This is a genomic window from Duganella sp. P38 (assembly GCF_050859475.1).
Taxonomy (GTDB): domain Bacteria; phylum Pseudomonadota; class Gammaproteobacteria; order Burkholderiales; family Burkholderiaceae_D; genus Rugamonas.
Window position 1 is genome coordinate 2,131,965 of the sequence record NZ_CP193936.1, and the last position, 13,925, is coordinate 2,145,889.

General features: G+C 60.1%; 15 protein-coding genes, 2 tRNA genes and 1 pseudogene. 2 read left to right on the forward strand and 16 right to left on the reverse strand.

Annotated elements, in window-relative coordinates:
- Positions 1–8 precede the first annotated feature (8 nt).
- The 6 genes from ACRQ5J_RS09745 to ACRQ5J_RS09770 all read right to left on the reverse strand — a co-directional run bounded on the left by ACRQ5J_RS09745 (position 9) and on the right by ACRQ5J_RS09770 (position 6,328).
- Positions 9–2,402, reverse strand: a complete 2,394-nt coding sequence (locus tag ACRQ5J_RS09745; RefSeq protein WP_432382953.1) for a TonB-dependent siderophore receptor — start codon at positions 2,400–2,402, stop codon at positions 9–11.
- 84 nt (positions 2,403–2,486) lie between these two features.
- On the reverse strand, positions 2,487–3,455 hold the full coding sequence (locus ACRQ5J_RS09750; protein WP_432382955.1) for a FecR domain-containing protein: 969 nt from the start codon (positions 3,453–3,455) through the stop codon (positions 2,487–2,489).
- A gap of 3 nt (positions 3,456–3,458) precedes the next feature.
- On the reverse strand, positions 3,459–3,920 hold the full coding sequence (locus ACRQ5J_RS09755; protein WP_432382957.1) for a sigma-70 family RNA polymerase sigma factor: 462 nt from the start codon (positions 3,918–3,920) through the stop codon (positions 3,459–3,461).
- A gap of 197 nt (positions 3,921–4,117) precedes the next feature.
- On the reverse strand, positions 4,118–4,471 hold the full coding sequence (locus tag ACRQ5J_RS09760) for a hypothetical protein (protein WP_432382958.1): 354 nt from the start codon (positions 4,469–4,471) through the stop codon (positions 4,118–4,120).
- A gap of 647 nt (positions 4,472–5,118) precedes the next feature.
- Positions 5,119–5,613, reverse strand: a complete 495-nt coding sequence (locus ACRQ5J_RS09765) for a hypothetical protein (protein ID WP_432382959.1) — start codon at positions 5,611–5,613, stop codon at positions 5,119–5,121.
- Positions 5,614–5,620: 7 nt separating this feature from the next.
- Entirely contained in the window at positions 5,621–6,328 is a 708-nt protein-coding gene (locus tag ACRQ5J_RS09770; RefSeq protein WP_432382960.1) for a hypothetical protein, read from the reverse strand.
- A gap of 405 nt (positions 6,329–6,733) precedes the next feature.
- On the opposite strand from ACRQ5J_RS09770, the gene ACRQ5J_RS09775 reads away from it, so the two are divergent.
- Both ACRQ5J_RS09775 and ACRQ5J_RS09780 read left to right on the forward strand, forming a co-directional pair.
- The gene (locus ACRQ5J_RS09775) at positions 6,734–7,807 is read left to right on the forward strand and encodes a hypothetical protein (RefSeq protein ID WP_432382962.1); all 1,074 of its coding nucleotides are present in this window, start codon (positions 6,734–6,736) and stop codon (positions 7,805–7,807) included.
- Complete coding sequence (locus ACRQ5J_RS09780) at positions 7,708–8,292, forward strand: P-loop ATPase, Sll1717 family (RefSeq protein ID WP_432382963.1); 585 nt, start codon at positions 7,708–7,710, stop codon at positions 8,290–8,292. Before ACRQ5J_RS09775 ends, ACRQ5J_RS09780 begins: the two co-directional genes overlap by 100 nt.
- 122 nt (positions 8,293–8,414) lie before the next feature.
- Here ACRQ5J_RS09780 and ACRQ5J_RS09785 read toward each other — a convergent pair.
- The 10 genes and pseudogenes from ACRQ5J_RS09785 to ybgC all read right to left on the reverse strand — a co-directional run bounded on the left by ACRQ5J_RS09785 (position 8,415) and on the right by ybgC (position 13,840).
- Positions 8,415–8,490, reverse strand: a tRNA-Lys gene (locus ACRQ5J_RS09785).
- Positions 8,491–8,519: 29 nt separating this feature from the next.
- Positions 8,520–8,595: transfer RNA gene (locus tag ACRQ5J_RS09790), tRNA-Lys, on the reverse strand.
- A 58-nt stretch (positions 8,596–8,653) separates the two neighbouring features.
- Positions 8,654–9,409 (reverse strand): tol-pal system protein YbgF, encoded by a 756-nt coding sequence (gene ybgF / locus ACRQ5J_RS09795; RefSeq protein ID WP_432382965.1) that lies wholly within the window; start codon positions 9,407–9,409, stop codon positions 8,654–8,656.
- Positions 9,410–9,519: 110 nt separating this feature from the next.
- Positions 9,520–9,954: a peptidoglycan-associated lipoprotein Pal gene (gene pal / locus ACRQ5J_RS09800; protein WP_432382967.1), complete on the reverse strand. Its 435-nt coding sequence runs from the start codon at positions 9,952–9,954 to the stop codon at positions 9,520–9,522.
- 125 nt (positions 9,955–10,079) lie between these two features.
- On the reverse strand, positions 10,080–11,345 hold the full coding sequence (gene tolB / locus ACRQ5J_RS09805; RefSeq protein ID WP_432382969.1) for a Tol-Pal system beta propeller repeat protein TolB: 1,266 nt from the start codon (positions 11,343–11,345) through the stop codon (positions 10,080–10,082).
- A 1-nt stretch (position 11,346) separates the two neighbouring features.
- A pseudogene (gene tolA / locus ACRQ5J_RS09810) lies at positions 11,347–11,793 on the reverse strand (cell envelope integrity protein TolA); the annotation flags it as partial.
- Complete coding sequence (locus ACRQ5J_RS09815; RefSeq protein ID WP_432382971.1) at positions 11,685–12,266, reverse strand: hypothetical protein; 582 nt, start codon at positions 12,264–12,266, stop codon at positions 11,685–11,687. The pseudogene tolA and the gene ACRQ5J_RS09815, both read right to left, overlap by 109 nt.
- Positions 12,267–12,275: 9 nt before the next feature.
- Positions 12,276–12,713 (reverse strand): ExbD/TolR family protein, encoded by a 438-nt coding sequence (locus ACRQ5J_RS09820; protein WP_432382973.1) that lies wholly within the window; start codon positions 12,711–12,713, stop codon positions 12,276–12,278.
- 5 nt (positions 12,714–12,718) lie between these two features.
- Positions 12,719–13,411 carry a protein TolQ gene (tolQ, locus tag ACRQ5J_RS09825; RefSeq protein WP_432382975.1) on the reverse strand — a complete coding sequence of 231 codons (693 nt, stop codon included), beginning with the start codon at positions 13,409–13,411 and terminating at the stop codon, positions 12,719–12,721.
- A gap of 6 nt (positions 13,412–13,417) precedes the next feature.
- Positions 13,418–13,840 carry a tol-pal system-associated acyl-CoA thioesterase gene (ybgC, locus tag ACRQ5J_RS09830; RefSeq protein ID WP_432383617.1) on the reverse strand — a complete coding sequence of 141 codons (423 nt, stop codon included), beginning with the start codon at positions 13,838–13,840 and terminating at the stop codon, positions 13,418–13,420.
- Positions 13,841–13,925: the final 85 nt, after the last annotated feature.

A 13,925-nucleotide genomic window follows, 5' to 3' on the forward strand; every position in this document is an offset into this window, starting at 1 on the left:
GGCGTCGTTTAAAACGCGGCGCGCACGGTCAGCAGCGCGCTGCGCGGCGTGCCGTACATATTGTGGAAGGTGCGCCCGCCTATCGATTGCAGATAGCTGCGGTCGCCCAGGTTATCGACGGTGAGCTGCGCGCTCCACTGCGGATTGATCTGGTAGCCGATGCTGGCCGAGACGATCGCATAGCCGCCCTGGTGCGAGCCGCCATCGACAAACAACTCGCTTTGCGCCTGCACCCCGAGGCCCGCCTTCCAGCCGGCCAGCGCGCCGCCGAAGGTGTAATGGCTCCACAGCTTGGCCATGTGCCTTGGCGTGGTGTCGGTGGCGAAGCGCAGGCCGGCGTTGGCATCGTCGCGCAGGTATTTCGCTTGCAGGTAGGTGTAGCTGCCGGTGATGTCCAGGCCCGGCAGCGGCTTGCCGACCACTTCCGCTTCCCATCCCTGGCTCTGCACCAGGCCGGCGGCCTTGCTGCACGTGCCGTCGAAGGAATCGGCGCAGATGTGGGTGGGATCGGTGTCCACCATGCTGCGGTTGGTTTCGCGGATGCGGAATACGGCCAGCGTGGCGCTCAGGCGCTTGTCGAGGAACTCGCCCTTGAGGCCGCTTTCGACCTGCCAGCCGACGCGCGGGTCGAGGAATTTGCCGGTGTAATCGCGCACGGTTTGCGGCGCGAAAGTGTCGGCGTAGCTGGCGTACCAGGTCAGCTGCGGCGACACGTCCCACACCAGCCCGCCGTAGGGCGTGAACTCGCTGCGCACGCGCGCATCCACGGTCCAGTTGCCGGCGGTGGCGCCGAGGCTGCGGTTCTTCTGCGTGAAATCGGTCCAGCGGCCGCCCAGCACCAGCGTCAGCGGATCGGCCAGCTTGATGCGGGTCACGCCGTACAGGCCGGACTCCTTGATGTAGTCGTTGCTGGTGCTGGCGCTGCGGCCCGGGATCAGGCTACCGAAGTCGTGCACGTGCAGCGCATCCCAGTCCATCACCGACACGTAGTTGACATTGCCCTTGTAGTCATTGGTGACGCGGTTGTAGCCCAGCGTCACGGTGTGCGTGCGGCCCAGCAGCGTGAGCGGGCCGGCGACGCTGACGTCGAGGCCGTCGAAATCGTTGTCGGTCTGCACCCGCCCCAGCGACAGGTTGACGCGGCCGGTGGCGCGGTCGATGCCTTGCCACGCATAGGCGGCGTAGCCGGTGTAATCGACCGACTTGCGCGACAGCGCGGCGCGCGCTTTCCAGCCGTTGTCGAACTGGTGTTCGAGATCGACCGCCACTTCATCGAGCTGGTTGGTGGCCGGCTTGTCGGCGCCGACGAAGGCCGTGCGGCCGGGCAGGCGGCCGTCGTCGAAGGTCGGCAGGCCGAAAAAGTTGATGCGCGACGAATCCAGATGCGTTAGCGCCAGGCCGACCTTGGTGCGTGGCGTCAGGTCGTACTCCAGCGTGCCGTAGGCCACCTCGTTGCGCATGTGCCCGACTTGCTGGAATGTGTCCTTGTCCTGATAGGCCAGCACGGCGCGGCCGCGCAGGCTGCCGTCGGCGTTCAGCGGCGCGGTGGCGTCCAGCTCGGCACGGTAGTTGTTCCAGCGGCCGGCCGAGGCGGCCAGCTCGACGCCGGCCACGTCCTTTGGCCGCTTGCGCACGTAGTTGATCGAACCGGCCGGACTGCCGCTGCCTTGCAGCAGGCCCGACGGGCCGCGCAGGATTTCGATGCGGTCGTACAGCGCCACGTCATTGTGCAGATAAGTCAGCGAATTGGCCTGCGGCACGCCGTCGAACTGCGCGCCCAGCGAATAGCCGCGCACGGTGATGCGCTCGGTGCCGGCGTAGCTGTCGGCGCGCACGCCGGCGGCCGTTTGCACTGCCTCGGCGATGGTGCCCAGGTTTTGGTCGCGGATCTGGTCGCTGGTGACGACGGAAACCGATTGCGGAATCTCGCGCGGCGCCAGCGTCATCTTGCCGATGCTGACGGCGTGCGCCACATAAGTCCCGCTACCTTCGGTGACGGCGCTGCGCTCGGCCTTGACGGTCACCGGCGCCAGCGTCGTGTCGGCACCCTGGCTGGCGACCAGCGCGTAGCCGCGACTGCCGGTCGGAACGGCGCGGTAGCCGCTGCCTTGCAACAGCAGCTCAAAGCCGGCATCCACCGTGTGCCTGCCCTGCAATCCCTTGGTCTGCTTGCCTTGCAGCGTGGCCGACGAGAACACCAGCGTAACGCGCGATTCTGCGGCGAATTCGGCCAGCGCGTCGCCCAGCGCGCCGGGCGGGATGCTGTATTGCTGAACAGCCTGTTGTTCCTGTGCGTGGGCGTGTTGCGGCGTCAAGGTCAGCGCGGCGGCGCCGATCAGCATCACGCTGAAGGCAAGGGTAGTCAGGCGCATGGTCGGTGCGCGGTGGTGCGTGTGTTTCATGTGGTAAGCCGATCCTGAAGTCAAAGGGAATGGGGTGTGCAGGCACGCTGTCATTCCCTATGCCGGACGAGGCAAGAAAAGTGATCACTTATTTTGGAATTTTTTGCGCGGCGCGACCACGGTCCAGTAATGATGCGGCTGGTTGATCTGGATCGGCAGGCTCTGCGCCAGCGTGCGCAGGCTGGCATCGACATCATCGAGCGGCAGCGCGCCGGAGACGCGCAGGTCGGCGATGGCGGCGTCGCAGCGCAGGAAGCCGCTGCGTTGGCGGTCCAGCTCGGCCACCACGTCGGCCAGGCGCATATTGCGCGCCACCAGCATGCCGCTGGCCCACAGCCGCGCGTTCGGATCGGCGGCGCCGGTATCGAGGATGGCCTGCTCGTCGAAGCTGGCCTGCTGGCCGCTGTGTAGCAAATGCTTGATGCGGCCGGTGGTCGTGATCTCGACCGCGTGCTCGAAGACGGCGATGCGGGTGCGGTCGTCGTGCAGGCGCGCACTGAAGCGCGTACCCAGCGCCCGCGCCGTGCCGTGCTTTGTGTGCACCAGGAATGGCCGCGCGGGCCGGACCGGGTCGGCATGCGTGCTGACCAGGATTTCGCCGGCGCGCAGCGTGATACGTCGCTCGCTGGAGGAGAAGGCCAGATCGACTGCGCTGTTGCCGTTCAGGACAATCTGCGTGCCGTCATCCAATGCCAGCGTGCGGCGTTCGCCCTTGGCGGTGGCGATATCGGCGCTCCACTGCGGCCACGGCAACTGTCGCCAGGCCAGCCAACCGGCGGGTATGGCCAGCAGCACCGCGCCCAGCGCACGAACGGCGCCGCGCCTGCCACGCTGATCCAATCCCTGCAAGGCTTGCCGGCCAATGCCGTTGGAAACGCGTTCGAAGCTGCCGCGCATCACCTCGGCGCGCGCCCAGGCGGCCTGGTGCTCCGGGCTGCTGCTGCGCCAGCGCTCGAAGTCCTGCTTATCCTTGTCGCTTGGTTCGCTGAAGTGCAGTGTAATGACCCAGTCTGCGGCCTGTTCCAGCAGGGCGGGGGAAATGGCGGCGGACATCGGCTATTGGGTTTTCATGCAAGCCAGCAGCGCGCGCTGGATGTGGCGGCGCACGGTGATCACCGGCTTGCCGGACTGTTCAGCGATCTGCGCCAGCGTCAGGCCATCCAGCTGCGCCATCAGGAACAGGCGACGGGTCAATGGTGGCAGCGAGGCCAGCATCGTCTCGACCGCCATCAGCGCCTCGATCAGCAGCAACCGTGTTTCCGGCGACGGCTGCTGCGGCTCCGGCAAATGCGCGACAGCTTCCAGATAAGCGCGCTCGACATCGCGGCGGCGCCAGTGATCGACCAGCAAGCCCTTGGCGATATGCGTCAGCAACGCCCGCGACTCGCGCGGCGCCTCCGCATGACGGCTGGTGAGAACGCGGATGAAGGTGTCTTGCGTGAGGTCGGCGGCGTCGCCGCTGTCATCGAGACGGCGCTGCAGCCACGCGTGCAGCCAGCTGCGATGCGTGCAATACATCTCTGCCACATCGGGCGCGGAGGAGGGGGCGACGGCCAACATCGGACAATATGCGAATAAGAATTATTCTCATTATTAACCAGGTTGGGATGTTTTGGCAACTTGGTGGCCGTCGCGCGTTGTATTAAAGTCCTCCCTCAGCGTCCTTTGGTTCACGGGTCAGCGCCGCAGATAGGGCCGGATTCGAAGACGCGTTGTTAAGCACTGCGCTTTCCCGGCAGACTTGAGTTGTCGTGGGATTTTGCTCGCAACGGCTTGTCCTCAACACGGAAGTGCCTGAAGAACTTGAAGGCTCGACTGACGCCGCTCGGATCGGACAAAAAAGGGAAGGCAAACTCTTGTTCGCTGAGGAGCACCATGCGCCAGACAATACCGCCGAAGAAGCGAAACGAAAGTGTGTCCGGCGGATGTAGGGCCAGTTCTGCAAAAGTACCCGTGTAATACATCACGCAAAGCACTGCCGCATCGACCTGCGTCATGTTGTCGTCAAACATATAAATTCTCAGCGGCAAGGCTACCGTATCGCCTTCTTCACCAATGACATTCCACATTTTACGGCCGCTTCTAGTGTCGCTCCTGTCACAATTAGACCCGTTGCTGATCCATCTAGCAGCAGTTCTGAAGATGCGAGTTCGGTATCCGTGTAGGGAGATGAAATCCGTGCTGCGAACTCTGAAGTCGAAAGTAGTCTCACGGGTTTGCCTTACCAAATAAAGCCGACGCCGAAAGCGGCGAGAACGCCCCCGGCAAACGGACCTATTGTGACACGCCAGGACCGCACGCCAAACCTGCGAGCGCGCCAGCCGCTACCGCCGATGCCAGCGGCGTTCGTGAGAAGGTCCCGCTTAAATGCCGCAGAATTTGTTGAAGTCGGCATTTTTTCCGTATAACTTCTGGGCTTTTCGGCGATCAAGGCAATCAGGCTACGGCCTTCTGCTTTCCTGCGCTGGACCCAAGCGCGCGCTACCGGCGTGGTACGCGAGCGGATTAATTTCATAACGACGGCTACCTCGCTGCGAAGACGATCTGACATGGCCTTGATCGCGGCGCAAGATATTATGGGAGAAAGCATTAGGTGTGTGCTATTGATGCTGACGTTCCATGGTCTCCGTATGCGCCTCGCCTTTATGGCGAGGTGGGCTGGAGCCCTACCGCCGCGAGTAAGGCAATGGGTGATTGTGTGTTTCGCCCTTATCCGCTAAGCGCTTCCCAGGGCGACAGTCTGCGATATTTGCGGCAGCGGGTTGCTGTCCAGCTGAAACATGCGGAAAAACTTTAGCGGCCGACTCACCCCTATCGGATCGGAAATGAGTGGGAGGGCAAATATCTTCTCAGGAAACAGCTTGAGTACCCAGGTTTTCTCGGCAAAAAAACAAAAACGAACCGTGTTCTTCTGCGTCAAATCCAGATTCGAAAAAATACCTGTAGAGTACATGAAGTACATGCGCGCCCAGTCTACGATACTAAGCGCTGCATCCAGTAGATAAATGTTCAGCGTATCTTCAAATGGCACATCATCGGTCAGGAACAGCAGGGTATAGTCGTGCCATCGTAATGCCGCTTCAAACACTGCACCATCGATGATTATCCCGGTCGGCACGCTGGCAATTAAGATTTCGCTCTTCGGTATCGTGTCTGATGCGGAAGGCGTGATCACTCTGGTAGAGTAATCTGCGGCATGTGTCAATTTCATAAACGCGCTACCAAATAAAACTCGTGCCAAACGCTGCCAGTGCGCCGCCTACAAACGCCCCTACGGTAACGCAAACCGGAGCAGCTGGACCGCAGGCTAAACCGGCCACCGCGCCGCCTGCTATGCCGCCAGCGACACCTGCGCCGTTGATGGCCAGTTCTTTCTGAAATGCTGTGAATTTATTAGAAGCAGTGGCCACATTGTAGATGGACAAGGCTAGCGCAACAAACAGTAGCCCGCGGCCTGCATAAGTAAGCCTCAGCATCGCTCGCGTGACAACTGCATTCGATTTGCCAGCCGATGTCACTATGCTCGCATATATCGCATTTTGTTTGGCGTTCGATAGGCGTGAGAAAACAACGTGATCACCGTGCAGCTCTACAGTCTTGAGAGCGATCAGTTGGTTCAGGGAATACCCCTTCTGTTTCATGTGTTCGGCGAAAGCACGTCCAACAGGTGTGCTGCGCGCCCGGATGATTCCCATGATCAGATTTCGGGCTTCCTGCGCCTCACGCGCCGCAGCGGCCCAAGTGATCCTGCGAGCAATCGCATCAGCGCGCAATTTCTCGGACATGTTTTTGATCTGCTGGGTATAAAGCGAACGTGCCCTGGTGTCTATCGTGAGATGCGCTCCCGCGCTGGAAATCTGGGATTCCAGCAACTTCATCGTGCGCTCAAACAGTAGTTTGTCTTCGTTGGTTTTGTCAGGCTCCATCTCTTTGTCCTTAGGCGTGAGTATCGGCCGAGAATATGCCGCGCCCGGTCAAGTTGCTTTGCGCGATCGCAACGCCCATCACTAACTTGGAGACGCGGAGTTCGAATCCGTGGATCGCGTGTGAGCCCGGGCGGGTGCATTCCGATGGGCAAGGCCGGGCCTGGCTTATTGCTTGAGATAATTCATTGGGGGAAATACCTGAGCCGCGTCCGGTCTATTTCCGGTCGATCCGGTAGCGGCTGACCTTGGGATGTGGGAAACTGTCCGAGCTGCGGGTGATAAGGGATTGGACTAGGTGAGATGGATGCATATAAAGAGAGGCAGTGACATTGTGCGATACTTCCATCTGAGCAACGTGATATTCTTAGCATCTAACAAACTGCTAACCTTCCTGTGAGGAGAACGATGTTAACTGCCGACCAAACCGAAAAAATCAGGAAATATTGGAGTGGCAATCCTAACGTTATCGGTGCAGCTGATGCCGAAAAGGACTCCAATCTATGGCCGGAATGGGAAACTTCGATTTTCCTTGAGAGAAGTCCACTGAGGACCATTCACCTTGGACACTCGCAACTGCTGATTGGGCGAAAGGGATCCGGCAAGTCGGCAGCAAGAATCGCTGCTGAGCGCGCGTCTGGGGTGGTTCAAGGTGATGATGGCAAACCTAACCATATCGTTCTCTCCGCATCTGCGGAGAGACTTGTCGATTCGGCAATCAACGATTTTGATATCCGGAAGAAATTCGGATCTGCTGCGGTTTCTGTCTGGTACAAGATATTTGCGTACGAAATCCTCAAAGGTATAGCGAAGAAGCTTGGGGGGCAGCCTCTCGTTGACCAAGCTGAAGTGGAAATTCGGCGGTGGGCTGTCGCTGAAGGCTTTGCGGTTGAAGATTTTGGCGAGCGGCTGATATCTGGGATGCGAAGACTGTTCCCTCAGGTCAAGGATCGCACTATTGACCCAGCTCAAAAGGTCCGTTTGCATGACGACCATGTAGAAAAGCTTTTGCGGACGAGTAACTGTAGCCTAATCATTGATGATTTTGATAATACGGCCAATCAGGGTGGGGCGGAGCGACTTGGTGTGCAAAATGTTCAGGCGGCGATTGAAGCCGCTGATATGCTGAGTTCTCGACGTGATGGGCCGAATATTTCTCTCTTGATACGTGAAGACCTTTGGCTGCGTTGTCGAATCGGCTGGCATTACCTCGATAAAGTCTCGCTTCCAACCTGGCTTCGCTGGGAGGCGACAGATCTGAAGGATTTTGCTCATCGCAGGTTAGCAGGGGCCTGTAGTATTGCGCTGGGCGAGGTGCCGGGATCGCGAATGCGGGAATCTTTTGACACGTTGTGGACGATTTTTTCCCGGCGTCCGTTTTATTGGATAACTCTGCGGAGTCGCAAGGGTTCACCTACGTTCTGCGGAGAACGATGTATACCCCACGTGACATTCAGACATTTTTACAATACGCCTTGTTAGGAAGTAAGGCGTTGCCACTTGGCCTGGAGGACATTAAGCGGGCGGAAGAAAAGTTCTCTGGTGAGCGGATGCAGTATCTCTTAAATGAGTTTGATTCCATGTGCGGTGATCTGTCGCAATGCCTTCATTCATTCGCTGGGCATAGTCTTGAGTGGACAACGTCTGATTTGCGGAAGCATCTCAATGGCCAAATTGGATCGGGTGGCGTGAGGCCAACGACGGCTGCATGTGCTGACCCCAGTTCGCCAACTGACATGATGCGATTCTTATTCCGAATTGGTTTCTTGGAGGTTCGTATTCCACTTGATCCCAATAACAGAGGCGGGAAATACGAGGTCAGAGATGGGCTGAGGCATCCAGACCATTGGACTGGGGCCAGGGTAGACGATTCCGTAAAATGGGCAGTGAGGAGTACGTTCTATCAGGCCCTACAGTCTTACCGAGCTGACAGGGTTGGGACAGGCATTAATTGGACCGGCTTGTAGCGTCAGATGTGATCCAAGGGGAGGATTCGGGGCTTGCTTGCGCAAGTCTCCGTAGTGACCAGAGAGCGACCAGAAACAAAAAAGCCCACGAACCGAAATTCGTGGGCTTCCTTGATTATTCTTGGTAGGCCGTGCGGGATTCGAACCTGCGACCAACGGATTAAAAGTCCGCTGCTCTACCAGCTGAGCTAACGACCCAAAGGTGTGAAACCTTGGCACTTTCGGAATGGTAGGCCGTGCGGGATTCGAACCTGCGACCAACGGATTAAAAGTCCGCTGCTCTACCAGCTGAGCTAACGACCCCCGAAAGAAGCGAGATTATAGGGGATCTCCTGCCCAGCTGTCAAATACCCGGAGGTAATTATTTGCCGCCGAGGCGCTGCTTGGCCGTCTCCGCCGCCGTCGAGTCCGGATATTGCTTGATCAGGTCTTGCAGCGTTTTCCTGGCCGCCTTGTCTTTCAGCTCGGTCTGGCAGCTGGCGATGTTGAGCATGGCGTCCGGCGCTTTCGGGCTGTCCGCGTAATTTTTCAGCACCACTTGCTGGGCGGCGATGGCGGCCTTACAGTCGCGCTGGGCGAAGTAGGAGTTGCCCAGCCAGTATTGGGCGTTGGCCGCGTAGCTGGAGCCCGGATAGCGCTGGACGAATTCCTGCAGCGCCACGCCGGCCGCCTTGTAGTCGCCGGCGGTGAACAGTTTGTAGGCCGCTTCATAGCTGCGCTGCTCGTTCGGGTCGACCTGGGCGGTTTTGCCGTCGATGGTGACTTCGCGCGGCTCCAGCTTGCGCAGGCGCGTGTCGAGGTCGACGTAGAAGTCTTTCTGGCGCTTTTGCGCGTTGGCCAGTTCGTTGGCCAGCACTTCGATCTGGCCGCGCAGCTGGTTCACTTGCTGCAGCGTGGCGTCGTTCTGGTTGATCAGGTCCAGCGTGCTGGCCTTGTCGGCTTTGTTGTCGATACGTGCTTGCAGGTCGGCGCGCATGGCTTCGACCTTGGAGCGCAGGTCGAGCAGGGCTTTGCGGGCTTCGTCGTCGTCGAATAGGCCGGCATGGGCTTGCAGCGGCAGCCAGATCGTCGCGGCCAGCAGGGCGGCGCTCAGGCCGGATTTGGAGAGTTTCTTCATGTCGGACACTTTCACACAAATCTAAAAGGAAAACGGGGCGGGGCGCGGAGTGAAATCCGCGCGCCGCCCCGTATTATGCCTGTGACCCGGCAAAAAGGTAGTGCTTTTGATTATTTGTAAACGATGTCAGCACGGCGGTTTTGTGCCCATGCTTCTTCGTTGGCGCCGGTGGCTTTTGGTTTTTCCTTGCCCAGCGAAACGGCTTCGATCTGCGATTCCGGCACGCCCAGCGTGGTCATCGCCTTGCGCACGGCTTCCGCGCGCTTCTGGCCCAGCGCCAGGTTGTACTCGGCGCCGCCGCGTTCGTCGGTGTTACCCTGGATCAGGATCTGGCGGTTTTTGTTTTTGACCAGGTAGGCCGAGTGGTTTTCCACCACTGGCTTGCCGTCGGCGCGCACGGCGTAGCTGTCGAAGTCGAAGTAGACGCTACGGTTGGCCAGCACGCCTTTTGGATCGTCCAGCGGGTCCAGCGATTTGGTTTCCACTGGCGCCACGGTGCGGGTGTCAGGCTGGGCCTGGGCCGATTTGTCGACTGGACGCTCCACCACTGGCGCCGGCTTTTTTCGTCGATCGGGGTCGACGAGCAGGCGGACAGGATGGCGGCGGTGGTGACGATAAAAGCTAAGCTGCTGAGTTTACGCATATTGATTCTCCTAGTAGTGAAACGCAATTACTGCATGAACGGACCCCAGGTGGGCTCCTTGATGTTGCCCGCCTGAGTGGTCAGGCGTTGCTTAACACGTCCGTCAACCGAAACCACGGCCAGCGATTTGCGGCTGCCCGCCTGGGTGGCGTACATGATGTATTTGCCGTTGGGGGCAAAACTTGGCGATTCGTCGCTGGTGGTGTCGGACAGGCGCTGCTCCTGGCCGCTGGCCAGGTCCAGTACGTAGAGCTGGAAGTTGCCGTCGCGGCGCGAGATGTAGGCCAGCGTTTTGCCGTCCGGCGAGACGCGCGGGCTGATGTTGTAGCTGCCGCCGAAGGTGACGCGCTTGGCGTCGCCGCCGTCGGCGTTCATGCGGTAGATTTGCGGGCCGCCGCTGCGGTCGCTGGTGAAGTAGATGCTTTGGCCGTCGGCCGACCATTGCGGCTCGGTGTCGATGCCGCTGCTGTTGGAGACGCGGCGCAGGTTGCTGCCGTCGACGTTGACGGTGTAGACCTGGGTGTTGCCGGTCTTCGACAGGGCGATCGCCAGCTTGTTGCCGCTTGGCGCCCACGACGGCGCCGAGTTGCTGCCTTTTTCATTGGCCACCACGGTGCGCGCGCGCGTCACCAGGTTTTGCACATAGACCACCGGCTTTTTCTGTTCGAACGAGACGTAGGCAACCTTGGTGCCGTCCGGCGACCACGACGGCGAGATGATCGGCTCGTTCGAGCGCAGCGCCAGCTGTTCGCTTTCGCCGTCGGCGTCGGCCACCATCAACTGGTAGTTGCGGCCGTCCTGCTTGACGTAGGAGATGCGGGTCGAGAACGCGCCGCGGATGCCGGTCAGCTTGAAGAACACGTCGTCGGCGATCTGGTGCGCCGACAGCCGCGTGAACTGGGCCGTGACCGATTTGTCCAGGTTGGAGATCTTGGCCTGCTTGACGGTGTCGAGCAGCTTGTAGCGCACGTCGTAGCGGCCGTCGGCCAGCGCGTCGACGGTGCCGACCACCAGCGCGTCGGCGCCCTTGGCTTTCCAGCCGCTGTAGTCGATGTTGTTGACGTCGTTGATGACGCCGGCGTCGATGATCTTGAAGGCGCCACTGCGTTCCAGGTCGGCCTTGATGATTTCCGAGATTTTCTGCGGCGACACGCCTTCGTTGGCGAAGCCGGCCACGGCGACCGGGATCTGGTTGCTGCCGACGCCGGAAATCTCGATCCGCATCTGGGCCTGCGCGCTGCCCATGGTGGCGGCGATGACCAGGCCGGTGTAGAGCATATTCAGTTTTTTCATATCAGTGCATATCCTTCAGCTTGAAGTCGAGGGTAATTTCGCGCTCTACCGTACCATCTTTTTTCTTCGGGAGTGGTGACGATTTGGCAATCGCGTTTTCAATCGCATTGTCGTAAGCGGTCGAGCCGCTGCCTTTGCTCTTGCGCACGCCGATGATTTCGCCGGTCGGCAGCTGCGTGATCACGTAGCTGGCCGTCAGGCTGTCATCGTCCGAGCCGTAGACCAGATTGCTCTTGATCTTGGCGCGGATGGCGGCGGCGTAACCGCCGTCGACGCGGCCGCCGGTCGATTGCGCGGCGGTGCCGGTCGTGCCCTTGGCGGCCGAGCCAGTGATGCGGCTCATCTCGGCGGCAAAGGCCTTGTCCTTGGCGGCTTTCTCGGCTTTTTCCTTGGCCAGCTTTTCAGCTGCGGCTTTTTTCTTCTCTTTCTCGGCCAGCGCTTTTTCCTTGGCTTCTTCCTCGGCCTTTTCTTTTTCCTCTTTGGCTTTCTGTTCGGCTTTTTCTTGGCTTCCAGCTTGGCCAGCTTCTCGTCCGCCTCTTTCTTCAGGCGCGCCTGTTCCAGCTTCTCAGCTTTTTCTTCTTCCAGCTTTTTCTTCTTGATGCGCTGGAGGGCGATTTCCGGATCTTCCTTCGGCTCTGGCGGCGCCTCGACCTTTGGCGGCGGTGGCGGCGTCTTGACCACTTCCGGCTCGGGCTCCGGTTCCGGGGCGGGCTCGGGCGTGGGCGCCGGCGGCGCCGCTTCCTGCACCTTCATGTCCCAGATTTCGGCCTGGACCTCGACCGGGTCGTTGTTTTGCCAGCTGACGCCGATCCACAGGAACAGCAGCAACACGGCGTGCATGGCCACGGCCAGCAGGCCGGAGCGCAAGCCATTGTGTTGTCGCGGCACCTTGTACGGACCGCCGGCGGTTGCGGGTTTCATGTTCTGCATTTACTTGGTCGACAGGCCCACGCGGGTGATGCCCAGCTTTTTCGCTTCCGAAATCAGTTGGATGACGTCGTCATACTTGCTGTCCTTGTCGCCGGCGATCAGCACCGGGTAGTCCGGATGCTGCTCGTGGATGGCGCGCAGCTTGCGCACCAGCGCGTCGCGGTTGGGCGCGGTTTCCGGCGCGTCCTCGTCCTTGCCCTTGATGCCGATCGACAGCGCGCCGTTCGGCTTGAGCACGATCTGCACGAAGTCGCTCGGCGGCTTGGTGGATTTTTCCGCGCGCGGCAGGTCGACCACGCTCGGGTCGTTGGCCGACGGCATGACCATGAAGATGATCAGCAGCACCAGCATCACGTCGATGTAAGGCACCACGTTGATCTCGGACTTGAGCTTGCGGCCGCGGCCGCCGCGCATGCTGCTGGAGAAGGAAGAGGCCATAGTGATTAACGCGATTGACGTTGCAGGATGTTGGAGAACTCTTCAACAAAGCTCTCGAAGCGGATCGCCAGGCGGTCGACGTCGTACGAAAAACGGTTGTAGGCAACGAAGGCCGGGATCGCCGCGAACAGGCCGATGGCGGTGGCGATCAGCGCTTCCGCGATGCCGGGCGCGACCGCCGCCAGCGTTGCCTGCTGCACGTTGGCCAGGCCGCGGAAGGCGTTCATGATGCCCCACACGGTGCCCAGCAGGCCGATGTACGGCGACACCGAACCGACCGAGGCCAGGAAGGCCAGGTGCGATTCCAGCGCGTCCATTTCGCGCTGGAAGGCGGCGCGCATGGCGCGGCGGGCGCTGTCGAGCACGGCGCCGAGGTCCATGGTTTCGCGGCTGGCGGTGTAGGCCGCCTTCGATTTGATGAACTCGCCCATGCCGGCTTCGAAGATGCGCGCCAGCGGGCCGCTGTTGGCGCGGTCCTTGCCGGCGTTCTGGTACAGCGCGTGCAGGTTGCCGCCGGCCCAGAAGGTCTTTTCAAACTCCACCGTCAGGCGGCGCGCCGACTTGATCGCGAACAGCTTGCTGAAGATATAGGTCCAGCTGGTCAGCGAAATGATGAACAGCAGCGCCATGATCAATTGCACGATCAGGTGCGCATTGGTGATGAGGGACAGGAAAGAAAGGTCTTGGGTGACGTTCATTGTTTATCAGTCGGTTTGGGTGGTGGTACTGGTGGTGCGCATTTTGTCGGCAACGACCGCCGGCACGGCGCGCGGACGCAGGGCGGAATCGACGCAGCCCACTTTGACACGGGCCGTGTTGAGCAACTGTTCGCCGCACCACGCTTCCTGATGGAAAACGATGGAGGCGCGGCCCAGCTTTTCGATGCTAACCGTTAATTTTAATTCATCGTCCAGCTTCGCTGGCGCATGATACTCCGCGCTGACGCTTTTGACGACGAACAGGGTGTCGTGCTGCTCCAGCAGCGTGTGCTGGTTGACATCGAGCGCGCGCAGCCACTCGGTGCGGGCGCGCTCGAAGAATTTGAGATAGTTTGCGTAATAGACGATACCGCCGGCGTCGGTGTCTTCGTAGTAGACCCGGACGTTCCAGATGAAATCTGCTGGCATGTTATTTTGACTGCTTAAATGATTGAGCAACATTCTACGCGATATTGTTGTTTTGGTTGAACTTTATCAACTGGCGCGCAATGGT

What these genes read in the sequence shown, in the direction of transcription:
- ACRQ5J_RS09745 (WP_432382953.1), bottom strand. Translation starts at nt 2,402, where the DNA reads ATGAAACACACGCACCACCGCGCACCGACCATGCGCCTGACTACCCTT.
- ACRQ5J_RS09750 (WP_432382955.1), bottom strand. Translation starts at nt 3,455, where the DNA reads ATGTCCGCCGCCATTTCCCCCGCCCTGCTGGAACAGGCCGCAGACTGG.
- ACRQ5J_RS09755 (WP_432382957.1), bottom strand. Translation starts at nt 3,920, where the DNA reads ATGTATTGCACGCATCGCAGCTGGCTGCACGCGTGGCTGCAGCGCCGT.
- ACRQ5J_RS09760 (WP_432382958.1), bottom strand. Translation starts at nt 4,471, where the DNA reads ATGTGGAATGTCATTGGTGAAGAAGGCGATACGGTAGCCTTGCCGCTG.
- ACRQ5J_RS09765 (WP_432382959.1), bottom strand. Translation starts at nt 5,613, where the DNA reads ATGAAATTGACACATGCCGCAGATTACTCTACCAGAGTGATCACGCCT.
- ACRQ5J_RS09770 (WP_432382960.1), bottom strand. Translation starts at nt 6,328, where the DNA reads ATGGAGCCTGACAAAACCAACGAAGACAAACTACTGTTTGAGCGCACG.
- ACRQ5J_RS09775 (WP_432382962.1), top strand. Translation starts at nt 6,734, where the DNA reads ATGTTAACTGCCGACCAAACCGAAAAAATCAGGAAATATTGGAGTGGC.
- ybgF (WP_432382965.1), bottom strand. Translation starts at nt 9,409, where the DNA reads ATGAAGAAACTCTCCAAATCCGGCCTGAGCGCCGCCCTGCTGGCCGCG.
- tolB (WP_432382969.1), bottom strand. Translation starts at nt 11,345, where the DNA reads ATGAAAAAACTGAATATGCTCTACACCGGCCTGGTCATCGCCGCCACC.
- ACRQ5J_RS09815 (WP_432382971.1), bottom strand. Translation starts at nt 12,266, where the DNA reads ATGAAACCCGCAACCGCCGGCGGTCCGTACAAGGTGCCGCGACAACAC.
- ACRQ5J_RS09820 (WP_432382973.1), bottom strand. Translation starts at nt 12,713, where the DNA reads ATGGCCTCTTCCTTCTCCAGCAGCATGCGCGGCGGCCGCGGCCGCAAG.
- tolQ (WP_432382975.1), bottom strand. Translation starts at nt 13,411, where the DNA reads ATGAACGTCACCCAAGACCTTTCTTTCCTGTCCCTCATCACCAATGCG.
- ybgC (WP_432383617.1), bottom strand. Translation starts at nt 13,840, where the DNA reads ATGCCAGCAGATTTCATCTGGAACGTCCGGGTCTACTACGAAGACACC.